Genomic DNA, 14,605 nt, shown 5'->3' on the forward strand with positions numbered 1-14,605 from the left:
CCTGCATCACGCAGCCGTAGACCCAGCCCTTTTCGAACAGACAGCGCTTCTTTCCGATTTGGACGTCCCCGAACCACTGATCGACGCGCAATTCGTCCACCACGCTGTCAGCCCGGATGCGAATCACGCGGCGGATCTTCCGTTTCCGCAGAAAGGTGAACCACTGCTTTCCCACGAACTCCCGGTCGGCCACCAGTGCCTTCCAGCGCTGTGCTGGAAGGCTCTCAAGCAACCTCGCCACCAGTCGCTCACGGGTGGCCGAGTCACTGCATCCACCGTGATCCAGCGCCACCCAGACGAGGGGGAGCGTGAATCCCACCAACACGACGCCCAGAACGAGGAGGTTGAGCGGAGTGTCACCATGCTCCCAATTTGTGCGGTCCAGGCTGAGGACCAGCTTCCCAGCAGGGAGAAGCGAGATCAGAAAGGACAGGAAGAAATTTCTGTCCAGTTGCGGATCCTGTATACACCGTCCCAGACGTTTTTTCTTGGCTTCTGGGGAGCCAGTCCCAGGCATGGCCTGGGACCACTGCTGCTGATTGGTGGTGCGCTGCTCAATCAGCGCACAGAACGCATCCTGGACGCGTTGCAAGGTGTCGCGCCGCAAAAAGGGGAAGCGCTCTTTCAGAAGATCGGCGAAATTGATAGCGTCGAGGAAGGCGGCTTCTTCTTGTCTCATAACTCCAAGAAGCCGCCTTTTGCCGTCCCAGACTGCAACCAGATACTCAAACGGCAAAAACGCTGTTCAGGACGCCGCCAACATCAAGTTGTCCGGTACTGAAAGGCGTCTGACTAGGTCAGTGAGCTGTCGTGTCTGCGCTTGTAAAAGGGTCAACAAGATACCGTGCAGCACAGCTAATCCTTGCGCTCCTTGCCGAAGTCGGCAGCGATCCTCATAGAAAATCGTATCGCGCCGATGATGGCTCCGATTTTCAATGCTCCAGTGTTGCCGCCAGACGTCCTCGGCTTCCCTGGCCGTGAGCAGCACGCTGCTCACGGCAAACCGCACCTCGTGGGTCACGTGGCCATCTCGGTGCGTGACGTGGTGTTCCCGGCGAATTAAGGTTTGGGCAGCGGGCAAGGTGAGCAAGATGTCCTCTGGAATCTCGGTCTGCGTGCTGGTGGTACGAATCCAGGTCTCGCCACTGCATCGCTCCTCATCCTGGTAGGTCATGACCGAGGGGTATTGAAACGCGAGTTCAGCCCATTCCTTGAGGATTCTGGTGTTGTTCTTCAGCGGCACGAAGTAGGCTCCGCCTGCTTCAATGATTCGCCCTGTCAGCCCCGACTCGGTATAGGCCGCGTCCAACGTGATCATCCATTTGTTGCCGAATACACGCTGGATTGTGTCCAGCATGTCGTCCAGCACACGCGCCTCGTGCCGCCCATTCTGAGGGATCTGCGCCACGGTCAATGACAGTTCGTGCAAGAAGACGGAGAGAAAAGACAGGGCGGCCTCGCCCTCTCTGGCACTGCCTTTCAACACTTTGCCATCGCCAGCCAGCAAAATCGGTAAGTCCACCCTGGCATTTAATCTGGCGGGCGCACTGGCCGAGCGCGGCCCCGTTGCCCTGGTGGACGAGGACAGCCGCGTGCGTTCCTGTCTCCAGTGTGCTGAGCTGGCCCCCCTGCCCTTCGAGGTGCTGTCACCGGAGGCCGCCGCCCAGGGCCTGAAGCCGCTGGCCTTCCTGATCGTGAACAGCGAGGGGCGGCCCTCGGTGGACGATCTGAGGAAGCTGGTTCGCACCTTCGAAACGGTGCTGATGCCCTGTGGTGCGTCCCGGCTGGAGATCCAGTCCACCCTGAACCTGTGGCGACAATTGCGGACAGGCGACGAGCTGGAAGCATGGAAGCAGTGCGCGTAGTGATCACCAAGGCCCCGCCTGTGGGCCAGGAGGCCCGTGACGCGCTGAGAGAAGCAGGCGTGACCCGTCTGGCAACGGTGGTGCGCCGTTATACCGCCCACGAGCGGGCCGCTGAGGCGGATGGGCTGGTGCGCGACGTGCGGGACCCGCGTGCCGGGGAAGCCTGGGCCGACATTCAGGGCGTGGCCCGCGAGGTGGCGTTGTGACTCCTTCCAAACCTTCTAAAGGCCGATTCAGTTACGCCACTTCAGACGAGCCGCAGAGGCCGGAAGAGTTGGCAAAGACGGAAGTGCTAGCAAAACAGCAAGACGCACCGAAACAAACGGAAACAACGTTCCAGCGCCTCAATCCACCAGAGATCAACTCCCGGCAGACCCTCAAGAATCCAGCCGCCTACGCGCTGCCCCCCCAGCGCAAGGGCCGACGTGGAGACGAGGGCGGCCCCAAACGCACCGACGTTCCGCGCGAGCAATTGAACGTGCGGATCAGGCCGGAGCTGAAGCGGGCGGCGGGGCTGGCCGGTCTTCAGGGCATGACGTTGGGTGATGTCGTCGAGGCGGCGCTGATCGAGTACCTCAAGGCCGCGCAGCAGGAAGAGCGCTCTGGTTATGAAGGTCCACTTGCTGACTAAAAGGGTGGTGGGAGACGTTCAAAAGGCTGACCTGATCCAAAACGACCTGAAGAGGTTTTTGGCTAAACTCCGATCATGACTTTTCAGGCCGTTCGAGTTGATCCCGGCGAAATCTCACCTGTTCTGGCGAAGTTGTATCAGGCCAGTGAGCAGGATCTGGCAGGGACGCTCTCTCAGTTGACGGCAGCTTGGCTTGTTCAGGATGTGGATGGGGAAATCGCCGGGGCCATTGGTTTGCGGCCCTCACCTGCACACGGAGCAGAAGTCATGGGCGGCACTTTTCCTGGGATTGGGCAACAAGAAGCAACGCTGGTCCTGCTTGAAGCGGCCCAGACCAGCCAGTCTCACCTTTACGCTTATGCCGAGCCTGGCCTGTTCCCTAGAGCGGCGCTAGAGGCTGCTGGCTTGCGCCATGTGAGCGCGTACACCCGAATGACTGGCCCCCTCCCCACCCAGTTGCCTGATGTGCCAGAAGGTCTCAGTCTGGTTCCACTTTCCGAGGCGCGCAGTTCGCAAGACCGACTGGCTGCCCAGCGCCTGTACTCGGACCGCATCGGCCACTCCCATGTTCCCGACGAGGCCGCGCAACCTGACTTTCTCGGCTCAGACGACACACTGGGACGACTGGCCTATGACGCTTTCGGCGATCCGGCGGGCCTGTGCCGGGCCTGGCTGGAAGGCGACAAACTTGCTCTGGGAACGCCCAGTGTTCGGCCTGATCTGCGGGGAACAGGTCTGAGACAAGCCTTATTTCTGGCGGTCTGTCAGGCGGTGCAGGGATTGGGCATCACACAAGTTGAGGTAGACGCCTGGGGCGACACAGAGGCGGAGCGAGCCGAAGATGCAAGATTGGGATTGATCGTCGAGTTGGAAACGCCAATCCTGATGGCTTAGCAGCCTCTGTATGCCGCAGTCCGTCGGCGCGGCGGGAAGGCCAGTTCTACCGCTTGCAATGGGCCGCTTCCCGCCCAGAATGGCGCTGGGCAATGCTCAGCAGGGCCGTTGAAGGCGGGTTCCATCTCCCAGATGCTTACTTAAACAGCGCGGGCGCGGGCGGGGGCCTCGTGGTGTGGGGCGGTCAGTTCCAGAGCTTGCCGTGGTTCTTCCTCATTCTGAAGTCCCTAGAATTTCGCTTGTGATCCTGATTCGAGCAGTCCTTGGGGAGGTGATGCGTTGGTATCTAACGGGTGTCGTCCTGTTCATGTCCCTGCTGATGACCAACGCGCTCAGTACCACGGTGGACAAGCTCCTGACATATCACCCACCATTTGGCAAGGCGTTGACCGCTTTCCTGTTGATCCTCCCAGACAGCCTGAACAAGACCCTGGTCATGGCAGTGCCGTTCGCCATCCTGCTGACTTTTTCGCGCATGCAGAGCGACAACGAACTGAAGGCCATCTTTGCCAGCGGCGTTCGTCCGCTGAGTCTGGTGTGGCCGCTCACGCTTCCTTTCGCGCTGGTGGGCGTACTGGCGTATTTCAATGCGGGAACGTTTGTCCCGGCGGGTCTGGCGAACTGGGACCGCGCGTGGTTCAACATTTACGATCAGGCCCCTCCTCCGCCCAGGCAAGAGAAATATACGTATGCGCCGCCCGGCGCGCTGTACTACGCGGGCCGCGTGGTGAATAACGAGGGCAGTCAGGTGGCCCAGCTCAAAGGCGTGATGGTGCAGCGCGGTGACGAAACCATCACGGCGTCGTTCGGGACCTGGGATTCACAGCAAAAAACCTGGACGCTCATGGACGCCTGGATCATCCAGCCTGGCAAAAACCCTTTCCAGCAACTGGGAAAGCTGGTGGTGCCGCAAAACGATACCCTGCGCTCGCCGCCGCTGGAGGCCAAGCAGGTCAGCAATGCGGCGCTGCGTGCTGCCCTGGATAACAACACGCTGGGGCGCAAACTCCGGCGTGACTACACCTTCCAGTTGGCCGCCCGCGTTGCCGATCCGGTGACCCCTGTGATCTTCGCTCTGGCTGCTGGATTACTCGGTTTGCTCATCCGTAACCGTGCTGCCGCATTTGCTGCTGTGCTGGTCTTCATCGTGTGCTTCTACGTGTTGTGGAGCACCATGCCGGGCTTGGCGGGCGCGGGCGCAATTGATCCTGTCCTGGCCGCCTGGGTGCCGAATCTGGCTTTTTTGCTTCTGACGGGTGTCCTGGCCTGGAGACTACGGTGATGCAGGACGCACGATCTGTCTTCCCTGATCCGCAAGTTTCCAAGGCCGAGAGCTGGAGTAACGGCGCGGGTGAGCCTGTGGCCTGTCGCATGACGTTCCGAATCTTTTAAGGAGGGAAGTCTCCCACTGAGCCGGAGCTAAGGGCGCTCTGGCCCCGGCAGAAGCAAGGGGAGGAGGCCAGGGGCGATGAGTGCCAGGCCCGGCCAGTGGTCAGCACAGGGGGTGTGAAGGGGAGGCGAAAACCACCCCGCGACGTACTTTAATCACAAAGCGAAAAGCCCACGCTAGGCAGGCTTAAACGCTTAACGCAGTGTATAGATTTTACTACACTATGTCTTGTAAGGGGAACTTAACAGGAGACTCCTTACACGACCTCAGGAGGTCAAGATTACCATAGCAAAGTTTGGAGTGAGCAAAGAGTTTCACGCCCTGGAGCTGCGGGGTGCCGCCACCAATTACCGCACGCTGCTGGGCGTCACCAAGACCCGTCCAGAGGGGAGCCTGCTCCACCCCAATTTGCCGAAAGGCGGACTCAGACGCTGGGAGAGCGCCGCCGAAGGGCTGGGCCTGTATCTGGACTATGTGATGTTTGACGCGATCCTCAACGACGGGTGTTATGACCCGCAGCGATTGGCGCAGACCGTGACAGACCATCTGGCCCTGATTATTCAGACCGCGAACGAGCCAAAGCCCCAGCGGGTCAAGTAACGCCCGCCCAGCGGATCAGCACCTCACCCAGCAAAGTGGCCCCGCCAATCAAAGGGGGGCCACCTCAGCAGAGCGGAAACGAAAGGCCCAGACGGCGACAGGGCCGGGGCGTCAAGACACCAGCAGGCTCAGGCCCTACCGCCCTCAGCTCCCGCCCACGCCCGCGCTTCAGCCCCACCCAGCTTCGGCACCGAGGTCTCCCCATGAAACGATTACCCGTAAGCCTGCACAGTTCTAGCGCCTCCGAGAAGTTGGTCTGGCTGCACATCTACAGCAACCCTGGCGAGCATTCCGCCCGCAGTCTGGCGGCGGACCTGGGCGGCAGCTTCAGCACCTGGGCGAATGCACTCTCTGGACTGGCCAGAGCGGGATTCATCATCATCGAGAAGGCCCCAGTGGGCATACATGGTGGCCAGTACCGGGTCCAGCCTCAAGCCGGAAGGCCCACCCCTGAAACTCACCTATCCATCTGATCGTCTGGGGTTCGAGTGTCCTCCCAGCGGTCCCGCTGCTCACCCAGGTCAATGCCGCCCTAGCCGCCCCATAGCCAGGCGCACGCTGAGCCGTTCAGAACCGTGGCTGGGTCCGGCAGGTGTCGCCCTCCACTGCGGAGTGGGGAAGGGCTGAGGCGTGAGTCAGGGGTTACGGCGCACTGAGCCGTTCACGCAGATCAGGTGGCAACGTGCCATTGCGCCGAAGAGCATCAATGACTTCGGTGTTCGGATCTTCCAACAGCCTCCAGTACACCTGTGGGTGCAGATGGGGGGTAGCGGCTACCGCAAGACGGAACTCTTTTCTGAACGTGGCGGGAACGATCAGCTTTTCGATAATGTCCGGCGTCACGACGGGCGAGGCCAGAATAGGCTGCACCACGTCCAGATCCACCGACCGGTGAAACCGCGCCGCGATCCGCCGGTCTACCAGTTCCGACAGCCCCTGTGCCGTCATGGCCGGGTGACGGATCAACTCAAGGTCATGCTCAGACGCCGTCAGCCGGCGCAGCAGTTCGGGCGGCGTCGCAAGATCGGCGATCAAAAAGGTTAACGGATCATGGCCCTCGCCCAGCAGCCGACGGAACAGGGCAATGATGGGAGACTGCGGGGTGGCTGGGTTGTGCGCCAGCGCCAGCAGATCACTGCCACTGGCGTACTCGCTGAACAGGGCCAGAAGTTCAGGGCGGGCATGTTCTGTGGGAAGAAGGCTGTATTTGCCATCCAGCCGCTCCAGCACCTGCCGGGCCACGGAAACCGGCACCTGTGGGTTTTGCAGCAGCCATTCAGACATGCTGGGATCAGCCGCCAGCCGTTCCCAGGTAGAAGGCAAGAGTTGTGCCGCCCTGGTGAGCTTGAGGCGAACCCACCACGACTCATCCTGGGCCAGCACCTGCTGAAGGGCCTCGGGTAAGCGGGGCCGCCCGGCCACGGCCACCCTGACCCATTCATCCGGGTCACGGGCCAACTGCTGGGCGGTCTCTGCCGGAAGGAAGGGATTTCCAGCCAGCTTGCGGCGCGTTTCGGTGGTCCCGGAATCCGCCAGCGTCTGCATCTGCTCCGGCGTCAGATCACTTCTGTGGGCGACAATCTGGGCCTTGCGCGGGTGGCCCAGGTAGTACGTCAACACGTCCGGGAACAACCCAGGCATCCGCCCCAGCGAGAAGGCCAGGTCTTCATTCCTCGCCGCTTCCCACTGCTCAGCCAGACTGAGTTGACCCCCCGACACCTCGCCTTCACTGAGATCCGTGGGGGATGAAAGCTCTGCTGCCCGGTCTTCCAGAGCGCTTTGCACGGCTTCGGCAGGGTCATATTCAAGAGCCTTCAGGGCGGCCAGCGGGGTATGCGGGTGCTTGCCCACCCGGTAACGCAGGTATGGGTCAGGGTCATGCTGCCAGCGTTCCAGCAAGGCCCAGGGCGTCCGAGGATCTTCGGCCACGGCGTACCGAATATCGCTGTTCGGTTCATTCGCCAGGCGGTCCAGCAGTACGGCGTGCAGGGCAGGCGGGCAAACGGGATTGCACAGCACGGCCAGCCCAAACGGCCACTCGGCAGCCAACTCGCTCAGTACCCGCCCAGGCGTATTGGGATTGTTCGCCACCGCCAGCCGGACGCGGTCAAACTCACTGTGGGACAGCGCTTTCAGGCTCATGGGCAGGGCGTGCGGGTCTCCGGCGCGGATCAGGGTCTGGGTGTATTCACCCTGCATGGGGTGCGGGGCAAACAACTGCATGGTGCGCTGCACGTCGCCAGACAGATCACCCAGCAACGCGCGGATCAGCGCCCTGGGAATCTGTTCGTTTTCTGCCAGGGCCAGCCGCACATTCGGGTCAGGGTCCGTCAGCCAGGTGCCGATCCGTTCTTCAGGTTGCCCCGGCGTCCATTGCCGCACCTGCAAAATGCGCTCCTCGTTGCCTTCAAAGCGGATCACGTAGGTTCCATGTTCCGGGCTGCCCTCCAGATACAGCAGTTGCCCGAAGGGCGCGACAATGCCCGAGTCCAGGTCCCAGAGATAAACGCCGTAAAGATCGACATCGCTGGCATACATCGCCTGCTCAATCTCATTTCGCAGGTCTGGACTCAGGGCGACGGGTCCGCCGTGGTGATCAAAAGCCTCGGCCTCGGAGAGCGAGATGTCCTCGTGCCAGTGGTAGGCGAAATGCACCCGCGCCACGCCCAGAGCCTGAAGTTTTTCAGTAAAGCCGCGCGGAATCATGGCCCATCCCCTTCGCTCAGGTCGCGCGCGCCGCGCACCATCCAGGGCCGCAGGGGCAGCTCGCCCAGCCAGTCCTGAACGGTGGGAATCACGCCGCCCATGTCCTCCATGACGTGCTGCTCGCCGATCAGCCGCACCGGAATGCGCTTGCCTGTGGACAGTTCCAGCGTCGGCCCGAAGACCTGCTCACACAGAAAAATGCCCAGGCTGGAATGGAGAACGGCGCGGTGGCGCACGTCGGGCAAGTGCGCCTTGGTCTGGTCAAACCAGGCGTGAATGGGAAGGAACTCCTCGGGCTGCCCGCCGAATTTCTTGCTGGAACTGACCGCGTGATGGTAGGGGTGTGCCACCGCCGCAGTATCGCGCAGCCCGGACACGGCGCTCTTTCAGGTGGCCCAGCCGCTACAGCACATCTCTTGAAATCAGGAACTGCATTGCCGGAATGGCCAGCAAAAACCCGCCCCAGACCGCCGCGTGCGCGAAGACCACACGGGCCAGGAGCGGCAGCCGGTCACCCAGTCCATACGCCAGAATCAGAAGTACCGTGGTCACCCCCGCGAAGACGGCCACGAACTCCGTGTTGTCCACCGAGTACAGCGAGGTGGAGAGCAAGTAAAGCACCAGCCAGGGAGTCCAGCAGGCGGCCAGGATGAACCAGCCGCCCGCCTTGGAGAGGAAGTCACGGCGCAGGCTGCTGGGTTTGGGGAGCAGCCAGAACAGCAGCGCGCCAAGGATGACCCCCAGAAACAACAGGTCATACAGTCTCGCGTAGGCCTGCCCCTCACCCACGCTGCTCTCCACCGCATTCAGGGGCAGTCATCTCCGCTTCAAGTCCGCTTCAAACTCTTCGGGGAGCTGCGGCATCTCGTAATAGGCGCTGTCCAACAGGTAGGGGTGAAAGCTTCGCATCCGCCCGTAAGGCATCGGCAAGGCGTGCCAGCGCGTGAGCTTTCGGTGGGTTCCAGGCTCGAAGAGTGCAGCGTAAGAAGTCATGCCCTGGTCCCGCTTATCCGGCAGGACAACGAGCAATACGGGATCACTGGCCCGGAAGCCCAGGGGTCTGGGGCGGCCTGCTCGGTCTACCGAACAGCGGGCCAGGCCGACAAAGGCCATCTCAGGTTCAAAACCAGGCGGGATCTCTTGGTTGTCCGGCACAGTGTTGAGTTGCCTGGTCCAACTGTCGTGACGGCGGATTTCTCCCTCTGGTGCGAGAAAGGAATCCTGCTGGATCGTCCGGCAATCCAGTGGAAGGGGTGGCCAGTACGCGAGCGCCGCGACGCCTGCCAGAAACAACCACGGGGCGAGTGGCGTCTGAAAATACCAGTGCCGGGTCCGCATGAGACCCACCAGGACGGCGAACAAAATCAGCGAGATGCTCAGGGTTCCGTAGACGTAAAGGCCAGTGATGCTGTACGTATCGGAGCCAGGATTTGGGCCGATGTAGGCGTCAAAGTTCAGGGCGATCCCGAGACTCAGCACGAGCGGGATCAGGATCAGGGTGAGTAGGAAGGTCAGGACAAAACCGCCGACGCCAGCCAGACCCTGCCTGTGGAAAGCAGAAAAGCACGCTCCAGCGAGCAGGAGCGGCACCAGCACCAGGGCCGGGAGGCCGAAGAAGAACCAGGCCAGCAGGGAGCCGCCGACAAGGGCGGCGACTGGCAAGATGATGGACACTCAGCGAAGTGTAGACCAGGCAGGATTTCCTTGTCCTGGAAGGGTTGCTTCCCTGGTCAAGTCAGGGCCACCATCACGCCAGCCAACGAAATTGCCGTCAATTTCACTGGTAGAATTGCCCACTCTTTCTCAGGACGCTTTTTTCCTCGGTTTGCCTGTGCCTTTGCGCTTTTTGCTCTGGCCCGATGGCGCAGCCCCGCGTGAGGCTCGTGGCCTGACCGTTTCCCCTGCCATGATCCGCTCCACCCCTTCAGGCGTGAGCGTGTCCGGCACCAGATCCAGTGCCAGTGGCACCGCCTTCCCATCCCTGACCATGACGATCTGCTCCTGGCGAGCTGTCACCACCACCCCCGCAAACTTGTTCAGGGCCAGCGCCGGAGGCCCATGCCGCGCGGCCCGAATGGTCTGCGCCAACCCGTTCGTCCAGAACTCCGTCAGGTACGCCTCCCGCTGCAACTCCCCCGCCGCAATCCGGTCCAGATCACGCTCCATCTTCACCGTGAACGCCAGGTCCACCAGCGCCGGAAACTGGTCTTGCAGGTACGCGGCCACCACCAGCCCCAGCCACGTCACATACAACTGATCCTTGACCAAAGCCGTGTACTGGCGGTTCTTCAGCACCTCGATGATGTTGGCGTAGGTGGAAGGCCGCCCCACCCCCGCATTCTCCAGCGCCTTGATCAGCGACGCCTCCGTGAAGCGCCCCGGTGCCGGCGTCTTCTTCACTTCCGCCCTGGCATCCTGGACGGGAAGGGCCTGCCCCTCGGCGACATTGGGAAGCTGCTGCTCGTCTTTTTTGTCGGTGTCGTCGTTGTAGAGCCGGGTAAAGCCAGGGTCCAGCACCACCCGCCCCGACGATTGCAGGCCCACCCCACCGCTTTTCAGGTGCAGCGTGGTCTTGCTGCCTTGAAGGTCCGTCATCTGACTGGCGACGGTGCGGGTGAAGATCAGGCGGTAGAGAGACAGTTCTTCCCCCGCAAGGCCCGTCTGATCTGGAGCTTTGAAGTCCTTGCCCGCAGGCCGGATGGCTTCATGCGCTTCCTGTGCATTCCCCTTGGCCGCGAACGTTCGGGGTGCAGCCGGGATGCTTCCCGCACCGAACAACCCCACCGCCACCGCACGGGCGGCTTCTGTCGCTTCCTCAGAGAGCGCTGGGGAGTCGGTCCGCATGTACGTGATGCGCCCCCCCTCGTAGAGCCGCTGGGCGACTTCCATCGTCCGTTTCGGCCCCATCTTCAGCGCCCGGCTCGCCGCCTGTTGCAGCGTCGAGGTGGTAAACGGTGCAGGCGGCTTGGTGGAGTAGGCCGAAGTCTCTACCTTTGCCACCTTCACGCCCTTTGCTTTGAGGAAGGCCACGGTCCGTGCGGCCTGCTCTCCCGTGATCGCCAGCGCCGGGGAATCCGATTTCAACTGCCCGTCCGCACCGAAGTCTTTGGGGCCAGCCAGACCCTGCCCCTTGATGCTGACCACCACCGCCGTAAACGGTTCAGCGCCCTCTCCCTCGGGCATGACCTGTGCCAGGACACGCCAGTAGTCTGCCGGGACATGGTCCATGCGCGCCCGCTCCCGGCGGGCCAGGGCCGCCAGCGCCGCCGACTGCACCCGCCCTGCACTCAGCCCAGAACCAATGCTCTGCCACAGGGCGGGGGAGACCCCGTACCCGCACAGGCGGTCCAGGATGCGCCGGGATTCCTGCGCGCCCACCAGGGCGTAATCCAGGGGCCGGGTGTTCTGGACGGCCTTCCGAATGGCGTCCTCGGTGATCTCGTGGAAGACCATGCGCTTGAAGTTCCCCTTGAGGCCCAAGGCGCGGACCAAGTGCCAGGCGATCCCCTCCCCTTCTCTATCCCCATCGGTGGCCAGCAGCACCTCATCGGCTTCCCCGGCCAGCTTCTTCAGCTCGGCGATCACGGCTTTCTTGTCTGCGGGGATGATGTAAAGGGGTTGAAAGCCCCCTTGCACGTCGATGCCCAGACGCGCCCAGGCTTCCCCCTGATATTTCTTGGGGATGTCCTCTTTTTTGGCGGGAAGATCCCGGATATGACCGAAACTCGCCTTGACCTTGTACGCACTGCCCAGATAGCCCTGGATCTTTTTCCCTTTGGCCGGGGACTCAACAATGACGAGTGTTTTCATCTTTCCCCCAGAGAATACAATCATACTTGTTTGAGTTATAAAAACTGTGCCATGCTCAGGTATGGCTTACCGTAAATTGAGTGATCTCGTCAATGAGTTAGAAAACCCGCAGCAGTCTGATACGTTTGTCAAGCTCTTTAAAGCAGCGGTCAGGGATGGCCGGGTTGTCGCCACGGATTTGCCCGAACGGTGCACGCTGCCCAAGGAATACACCCGCAGAGGCGCTGAAGGCACCTACCAGCGGAATACGCGCGAGATGGTGTACGAGGTCACGCCCAGGGCGGAGAAGTGGGCTGAGGAGACCCGAGCGGCGCTCGCACAGGCCCGGACGAGAACGGCGAAGGTCCAGCTCACATCAGAAGCCGCCGAGTCAGGCGCGGTGGATTTCAAGGCGCTGGCCGCCGAGACGCGGCGCAAGATGCAGGCCAAGCACGAGAAAGGCCAGCAGCTCGGCCTGGGCAACACCCGCAAGAAGAAGTAGGGGAGAGCGTAGGGCGGCGGGGTCAGCATCCAGGGTGGTGAGGCGTCGCCCGTTCGTCTCCGCATTGAGCCAGCCGTCAAGCCGGGAGCTACGCTTATTTGGGGTCTGACTAGACTCGAAACAGTAATCCGCCCCTGGAATCTAAATTACAATTCGCCCTGTCCAAAATAGGTTGCAAGAAGGCGTTGCCAGCGTCAAATATTACGCAATACAGTTTCGCAAGGCCAGAAGCTGCCTTCCCTTAGTCCGCTCAGATCGTTGCGCTATCAAGCGTTCTCGCAAGCATCAGAGAGACCACGAAATCGCATGAGGTTCACTCTGCCCCTCCCCAACGGTCATTGTCTCCTCTGACTGCCGTACGACAGCAAACGGGCGGCGAGATTACGAACCATCAGGCCAGGAGACGAACGCGGAACCATCAGCGACGCCACTGGGCCAAAATGACGCAGCTTCGGGGCCACCTGCGCGCGGTGTATGGCCTCGAATCGCCTGAACGCCAGGGCGTGATCGTGCGGGCAGGCGCTGAGCGCCTGCGCCAGCGTGTACGCTCCAGCCATCGCCAGGCTTGACCCCTCTCCAAACAACGACAGACACGACGCGGCGTCCCCCAGCAGTGCCACGCGCCCCTGGGACCACCGGGGCGTCTGAACCACGCTGACCGCGTCGAAGTACACGTCTGGTGCAGCGTGCAACTGCTCCAGGAGTTCCGGCACGCGCCAGCCCACGCCCACATATGCTGCCGCCACGAATCGCTTGACCGCCGCCAGATCCCGGTGATTCACATCAGCGGCAGCCTGCCGGAAAAAGAAGCCGACCATCGCGTGGTCTCGCCCCGGATGAACGGCCACCAGCCGTCCAGGGGTATTGTGGAGCAACACGTCCTGCGGCAACTCAACCGAACCCTGAAGGGCCGTGGTGGCGACGTACATGCCCATATGCCGCACGAATTGCCCGTCTGGCCCGAACACCAGACGGCGCACGGTGGAGTGCAGGCCGTCCGCGCCGATCACCAGGTCGAAGCGCCGGGCGGCGTGACGCTCAAAGGTGACCTCCACGCCGTCCGCATCCTGCTGCAAGGCGGTGATGGTGTCGCCAAAGAGGACCTCCGTGTCGTCATGGGCCGCCTGAAACAGGACGTGGGCCAGGTCACTGCGGGGAAGCTCAAGTTCAGGGGTGCCCGCATCGCTGCGGCCCGCTGGGGTGGGCAGACGGGCGAAGCGGTGCCCCACTCGGTCATACAAGCTCATGGCCCGCACGGGCGTCGCGGCGGCCTGAAGGGCCGCGACGATGCCCATGCGTTCGGCGACGCTCAATGCCAGGCCGCGCACATCCACAGGATTGCCGCTGGAGCGCAGGCCGTCTGAGCGCTCGATGACGGTGGGCTGCCAGCCGCTGCGCGCCAGCCAGTACGCGAGGGTGGGGCCAGCGATACCAGCGCCGGAAATCAGGACGCGCGGAAGGGTCATAGGTAGTTATATTTCACTGGACGCAATTTTGCAACGAGTGAATGTTTGCATCCGGTGACTACAATGGTCTTTATGACTTTGCGCGAACGCAAGCGCCTGCGTACCCGACAGGCCATCCTCACTGCGGCAACGGACCTTTTCGAGCGGCACGGTTACACCGAAACCACCCTGGACGACATTGCCGCCGCCGCCGAGATCAGCAAGCGGGCCATCTTCAGCTACTTTGCCAGCAAGGAAGACCTGCTGTTCCCGGAGAGCGACGCGCGCATCGGCGCAGCCATTGGCGCCATCGCGGCCCGGCAGCCTGGCGACGGCCCAGTCCAGGTGTTGCTGCGCGCCATGACCACCTCCGCCCAGGAGTCTGATGACCTGACGGGCCGCCGGGCGGCGTTGCGATTGCGGTTGATGCGAACGGTTCCCGCTGTCCGTGGCCGGGCACTCCAACATCAATTCGACGCGCAGCGCGAAATTGCCCGCCATCTGGCCGCTGTCTTCCCAGCAGACCTCAGTCCGATCTCGGCTGCTGCACTGACTGGAGCCTTCATCGGGGCAGTGACAGGAGTGCTGGATCTCTTTTTTGAAGAGCAGGAGCCTCCACAGGATCCAGTAGAGCTGCGCGCCACCCTCCTGCGGGTCACCCAGATGGCCCTTACCCCGTGGTTGGACACGTCTTCAGGAGAACGCGACCTGTCGTCAGACATCTGAGAAAGGTTCAGCCACGCTGCACATGCCAGCGCTGACCTTGACCACCGCAGCTTTCCC

At 62.1% G+C, this 14,605-nt stretch carries 17 protein-coding genes; 9 read left to right on the forward strand and 8 right to left on the reverse strand.

The genetic code is table 11. From position 1 onward, the window contains the following. On the reverse strand, positions 1-736 hold a 736-nt coding region (locus BOO71_RS11385), incomplete at its 3' end, for a transposase (RefSeq protein ID WP_368482874.1). A gap of 9 nt (positions 737-745) precedes the next feature. After that, on the reverse strand, positions 746-1,507 hold the full coding sequence (locus tag BOO71_RS11390; protein WP_175607430.1) for an ISAs1 family transposase: 762 nt from the start codon (positions 1,505-1,507) through the stop codon (positions 746-748). Between BOO71_RS11390 and BOO71_RS27795 the strand changes: the two genes are divergently transcribed. The 7 genes from BOO71_RS27795 to BOO71_RS26995 all read left to right on the forward strand — a co-directional run bounded on the left by BOO71_RS27795 (position 1,488) and on the right by BOO71_RS26995 (position 5,853). Then, positions 1,488-1,865, forward strand: a complete 378-nt coding sequence (locus BOO71_RS27795) for a hypothetical protein (RefSeq protein WP_175607431.1) — start codon at positions 1,488-1,490, stop codon at positions 1,863-1,865. The genes BOO71_RS11390 and BOO71_RS27795 overlap by 20 nt on opposite strands. Next, positions 1,856-2,071, forward strand: a complete 216-nt coding sequence (locus tag BOO71_RS26375; RefSeq protein WP_217694890.1) for a hypothetical protein — start codon at positions 1,856-1,858, stop codon at positions 2,069-2,071. Before BOO71_RS27795 ends, BOO71_RS26375 begins: the two co-directional genes overlap by 10 nt. After that, positions 2,068-2,496 carry a hypothetical protein gene (locus BOO71_RS11400; RefSeq protein ID WP_139322906.1) on the forward strand — a complete coding sequence of 143 codons (429 nt, stop codon included), beginning with the start codon at positions 2,068-2,070 and terminating at the stop codon, positions 2,494-2,496. The genes BOO71_RS26375 and BOO71_RS11400 overlap by 4 nt, the downstream gene beginning before the upstream one ends. Before the next feature lie 75 nt (positions 2,497-2,571). Continuing rightward, on the forward strand, positions 2,572-3,390 hold the full coding sequence (locus tag BOO71_RS11405; RefSeq protein WP_075832404.1) for a hypothetical protein: 819 nt from the start codon (positions 2,572-2,574) through the stop codon (positions 3,388-3,390). Positions 3,391-3,631: 241 nt separating this feature from the next. Further along, positions 3,632-4,672, forward strand: a complete 1,041-nt coding sequence (locus BOO71_RS11410) for an LptF/LptG family permease (RefSeq protein ID WP_303046723.1) — start codon at positions 3,632-3,634, stop codon at positions 4,670-4,672. 408 nt (positions 4,673-5,080) lie between these two features. Next, positions 5,081-5,380, forward strand: a complete 300-nt coding sequence (locus BOO71_RS11415; RefSeq protein ID WP_075832408.1) for a hypothetical protein — start codon at positions 5,081-5,083, stop codon at positions 5,378-5,380. A 203-nt stretch (positions 5,381-5,583) separates the two neighbouring features. Next, positions 5,584-5,853 carry a hypothetical protein gene (locus tag BOO71_RS26995; protein WP_139322907.1) on the forward strand — a complete coding sequence of 90 codons (270 nt, stop codon included), beginning with the start codon at positions 5,584-5,586 and terminating at the stop codon, positions 5,851-5,853. Positions 5,854-6,022: 169 nt separating this feature from the next. On the opposite strand, the gene BOO71_RS11420 is transcribed toward BOO71_RS26995, so the two are convergent. From BOO71_RS11420 to topA, 5 genes are all read right to left on the reverse strand, one after another. After that, positions 6,023-8,086, reverse strand: a complete 2,064-nt coding sequence (locus tag BOO71_RS11420; protein WP_075832410.1) for a hypothetical protein — start codon at positions 8,084-8,086, stop codon at positions 6,023-6,025. Next, a complete protein-coding gene (locus BOO71_RS11425) occupies positions 8,083-8,463 on the reverse strand; it encodes a DUF6915 family protein (protein WP_217694891.1) in 381 nt (126 codons plus the stop codon). Before BOO71_RS11425 ends, BOO71_RS11420 begins: the two co-directional genes overlap by 4 nt. Before the next feature lie 25 nt (positions 8,464-8,488). Then, positions 8,489-8,875, reverse strand: coding sequence for a hypothetical protein (locus BOO71_RS11430; protein WP_139322908.1), 387 nt, complete (start codon positions 8,873-8,875; stop codon positions 8,489-8,491). 27 nt (positions 8,876-8,902) lie between these two features. Next, positions 8,903-9,760: a hypothetical protein gene (locus tag BOO71_RS11435; protein ID WP_075832414.1), complete on the reverse strand. Its 858-nt coding sequence runs from the start codon at positions 9,758-9,760 to the stop codon at positions 8,903-8,905. A 129-nt stretch (positions 9,761-9,889) separates the two neighbouring features. Continuing rightward, positions 9,890-11,896 (reverse strand): type I DNA topoisomerase, encoded by a 2,007-nt coding sequence (gene topA, locus BOO71_RS11440; RefSeq protein ID WP_075832416.1) that lies wholly within the window; start codon positions 11,894-11,896, stop codon positions 9,890-9,892. Between the two features lie 61 nt (positions 11,897-11,957). Here topA and BOO71_RS11445 point away from each other — a divergent pair, with 61 nt between their 5' ends. Next, positions 11,958-12,377, forward strand: a complete 420-nt coding sequence (locus BOO71_RS11445; protein ID WP_075832418.1) for a hypothetical protein — start codon at positions 11,958-11,960, stop codon at positions 12,375-12,377. A 335-nt stretch (positions 12,378-12,712) separates the two neighbouring features. On the opposite strand, the gene BOO71_RS11450 is transcribed toward BOO71_RS11445, so the two are convergent. Next, positions 12,713-13,843 carry an FAD-dependent monooxygenase gene (locus BOO71_RS11450; RefSeq protein ID WP_075832420.1) on the reverse strand — a complete coding sequence of 377 codons (1,131 nt, stop codon included), beginning with the start codon at positions 13,841-13,843 and terminating at the stop codon, positions 12,713-12,715. 72 nt (positions 13,844-13,915) lie between these two features. On the opposite strand from BOO71_RS11450, the gene BOO71_RS11455 reads away from it, so the two are divergent. Further along, the gene (locus tag BOO71_RS11455; RefSeq protein WP_075831522.1) at positions 13,916-14,548 is read left to right on the forward strand and encodes a TetR/AcrR family transcriptional regulator; all 633 of its coding nucleotides are present in this window, start codon (positions 13,916-13,918) and stop codon (positions 14,546-14,548) included. The last annotated feature ends 57 nt before the right edge of the window (positions 14,549-14,605 follow it).

The organism is Deinococcus marmoris (assembly GCF_001949125.1).
Lineage (GTDB): Bacteria > Deinococcota > Deinococci > Deinococcales > Deinococcaceae > Deinococcus > Deinococcus marmoris_A.

Bases quoted from the DNA above. Each gene is read 5' to 3' on its own strand.
- BOO71_RS11405 (WP_075832404.1), top strand. From the start codon at position 2,572: ATGACTTTTCAGGCCGTTCGAGTTGATCCCGGCGAAATCTCACCTGTT.
- BOO71_RS26995 (WP_139322907.1), top strand. From the start codon at position 5,584: ATGAAACGATTACCCGTAAGCCTGCACAGTTCTAGCGCCTCCGAGAAG.
- BOO71_RS11420 (WP_075832410.1), bottom strand. From the start codon at position 8,086: ATGATTCCGCGCGGCTTTACTGAAAAACTTCAGGCTCTGGGCGTGGCG.
- topA (WP_075832416.1), bottom strand. From the start codon at position 11,896: ATGAAAACACTCGTCATTGTTGAGTCCCCGGCCAAAGGGAAAAAGATC.
- BOO71_RS11445 (WP_075832418.1), top strand. From the start codon at position 11,958: ATGGCTTACCGTAAATTGAGTGATCTCGTCAATGAGTTAGAAAACCCG.
- BOO71_RS11450 (WP_075832420.1), bottom strand. From the start codon at position 13,843: ATGACCCTTCCGCGCGTCCTGATTTCCGGCGCTGGTATCGCTGGCCCC.
- BOO71_RS11455 (WP_075831522.1), top strand. From the start codon at position 13,916: ATGACTTTGCGCGAACGCAAGCGCCTGCGTACCCGACAGGCCATCCTC.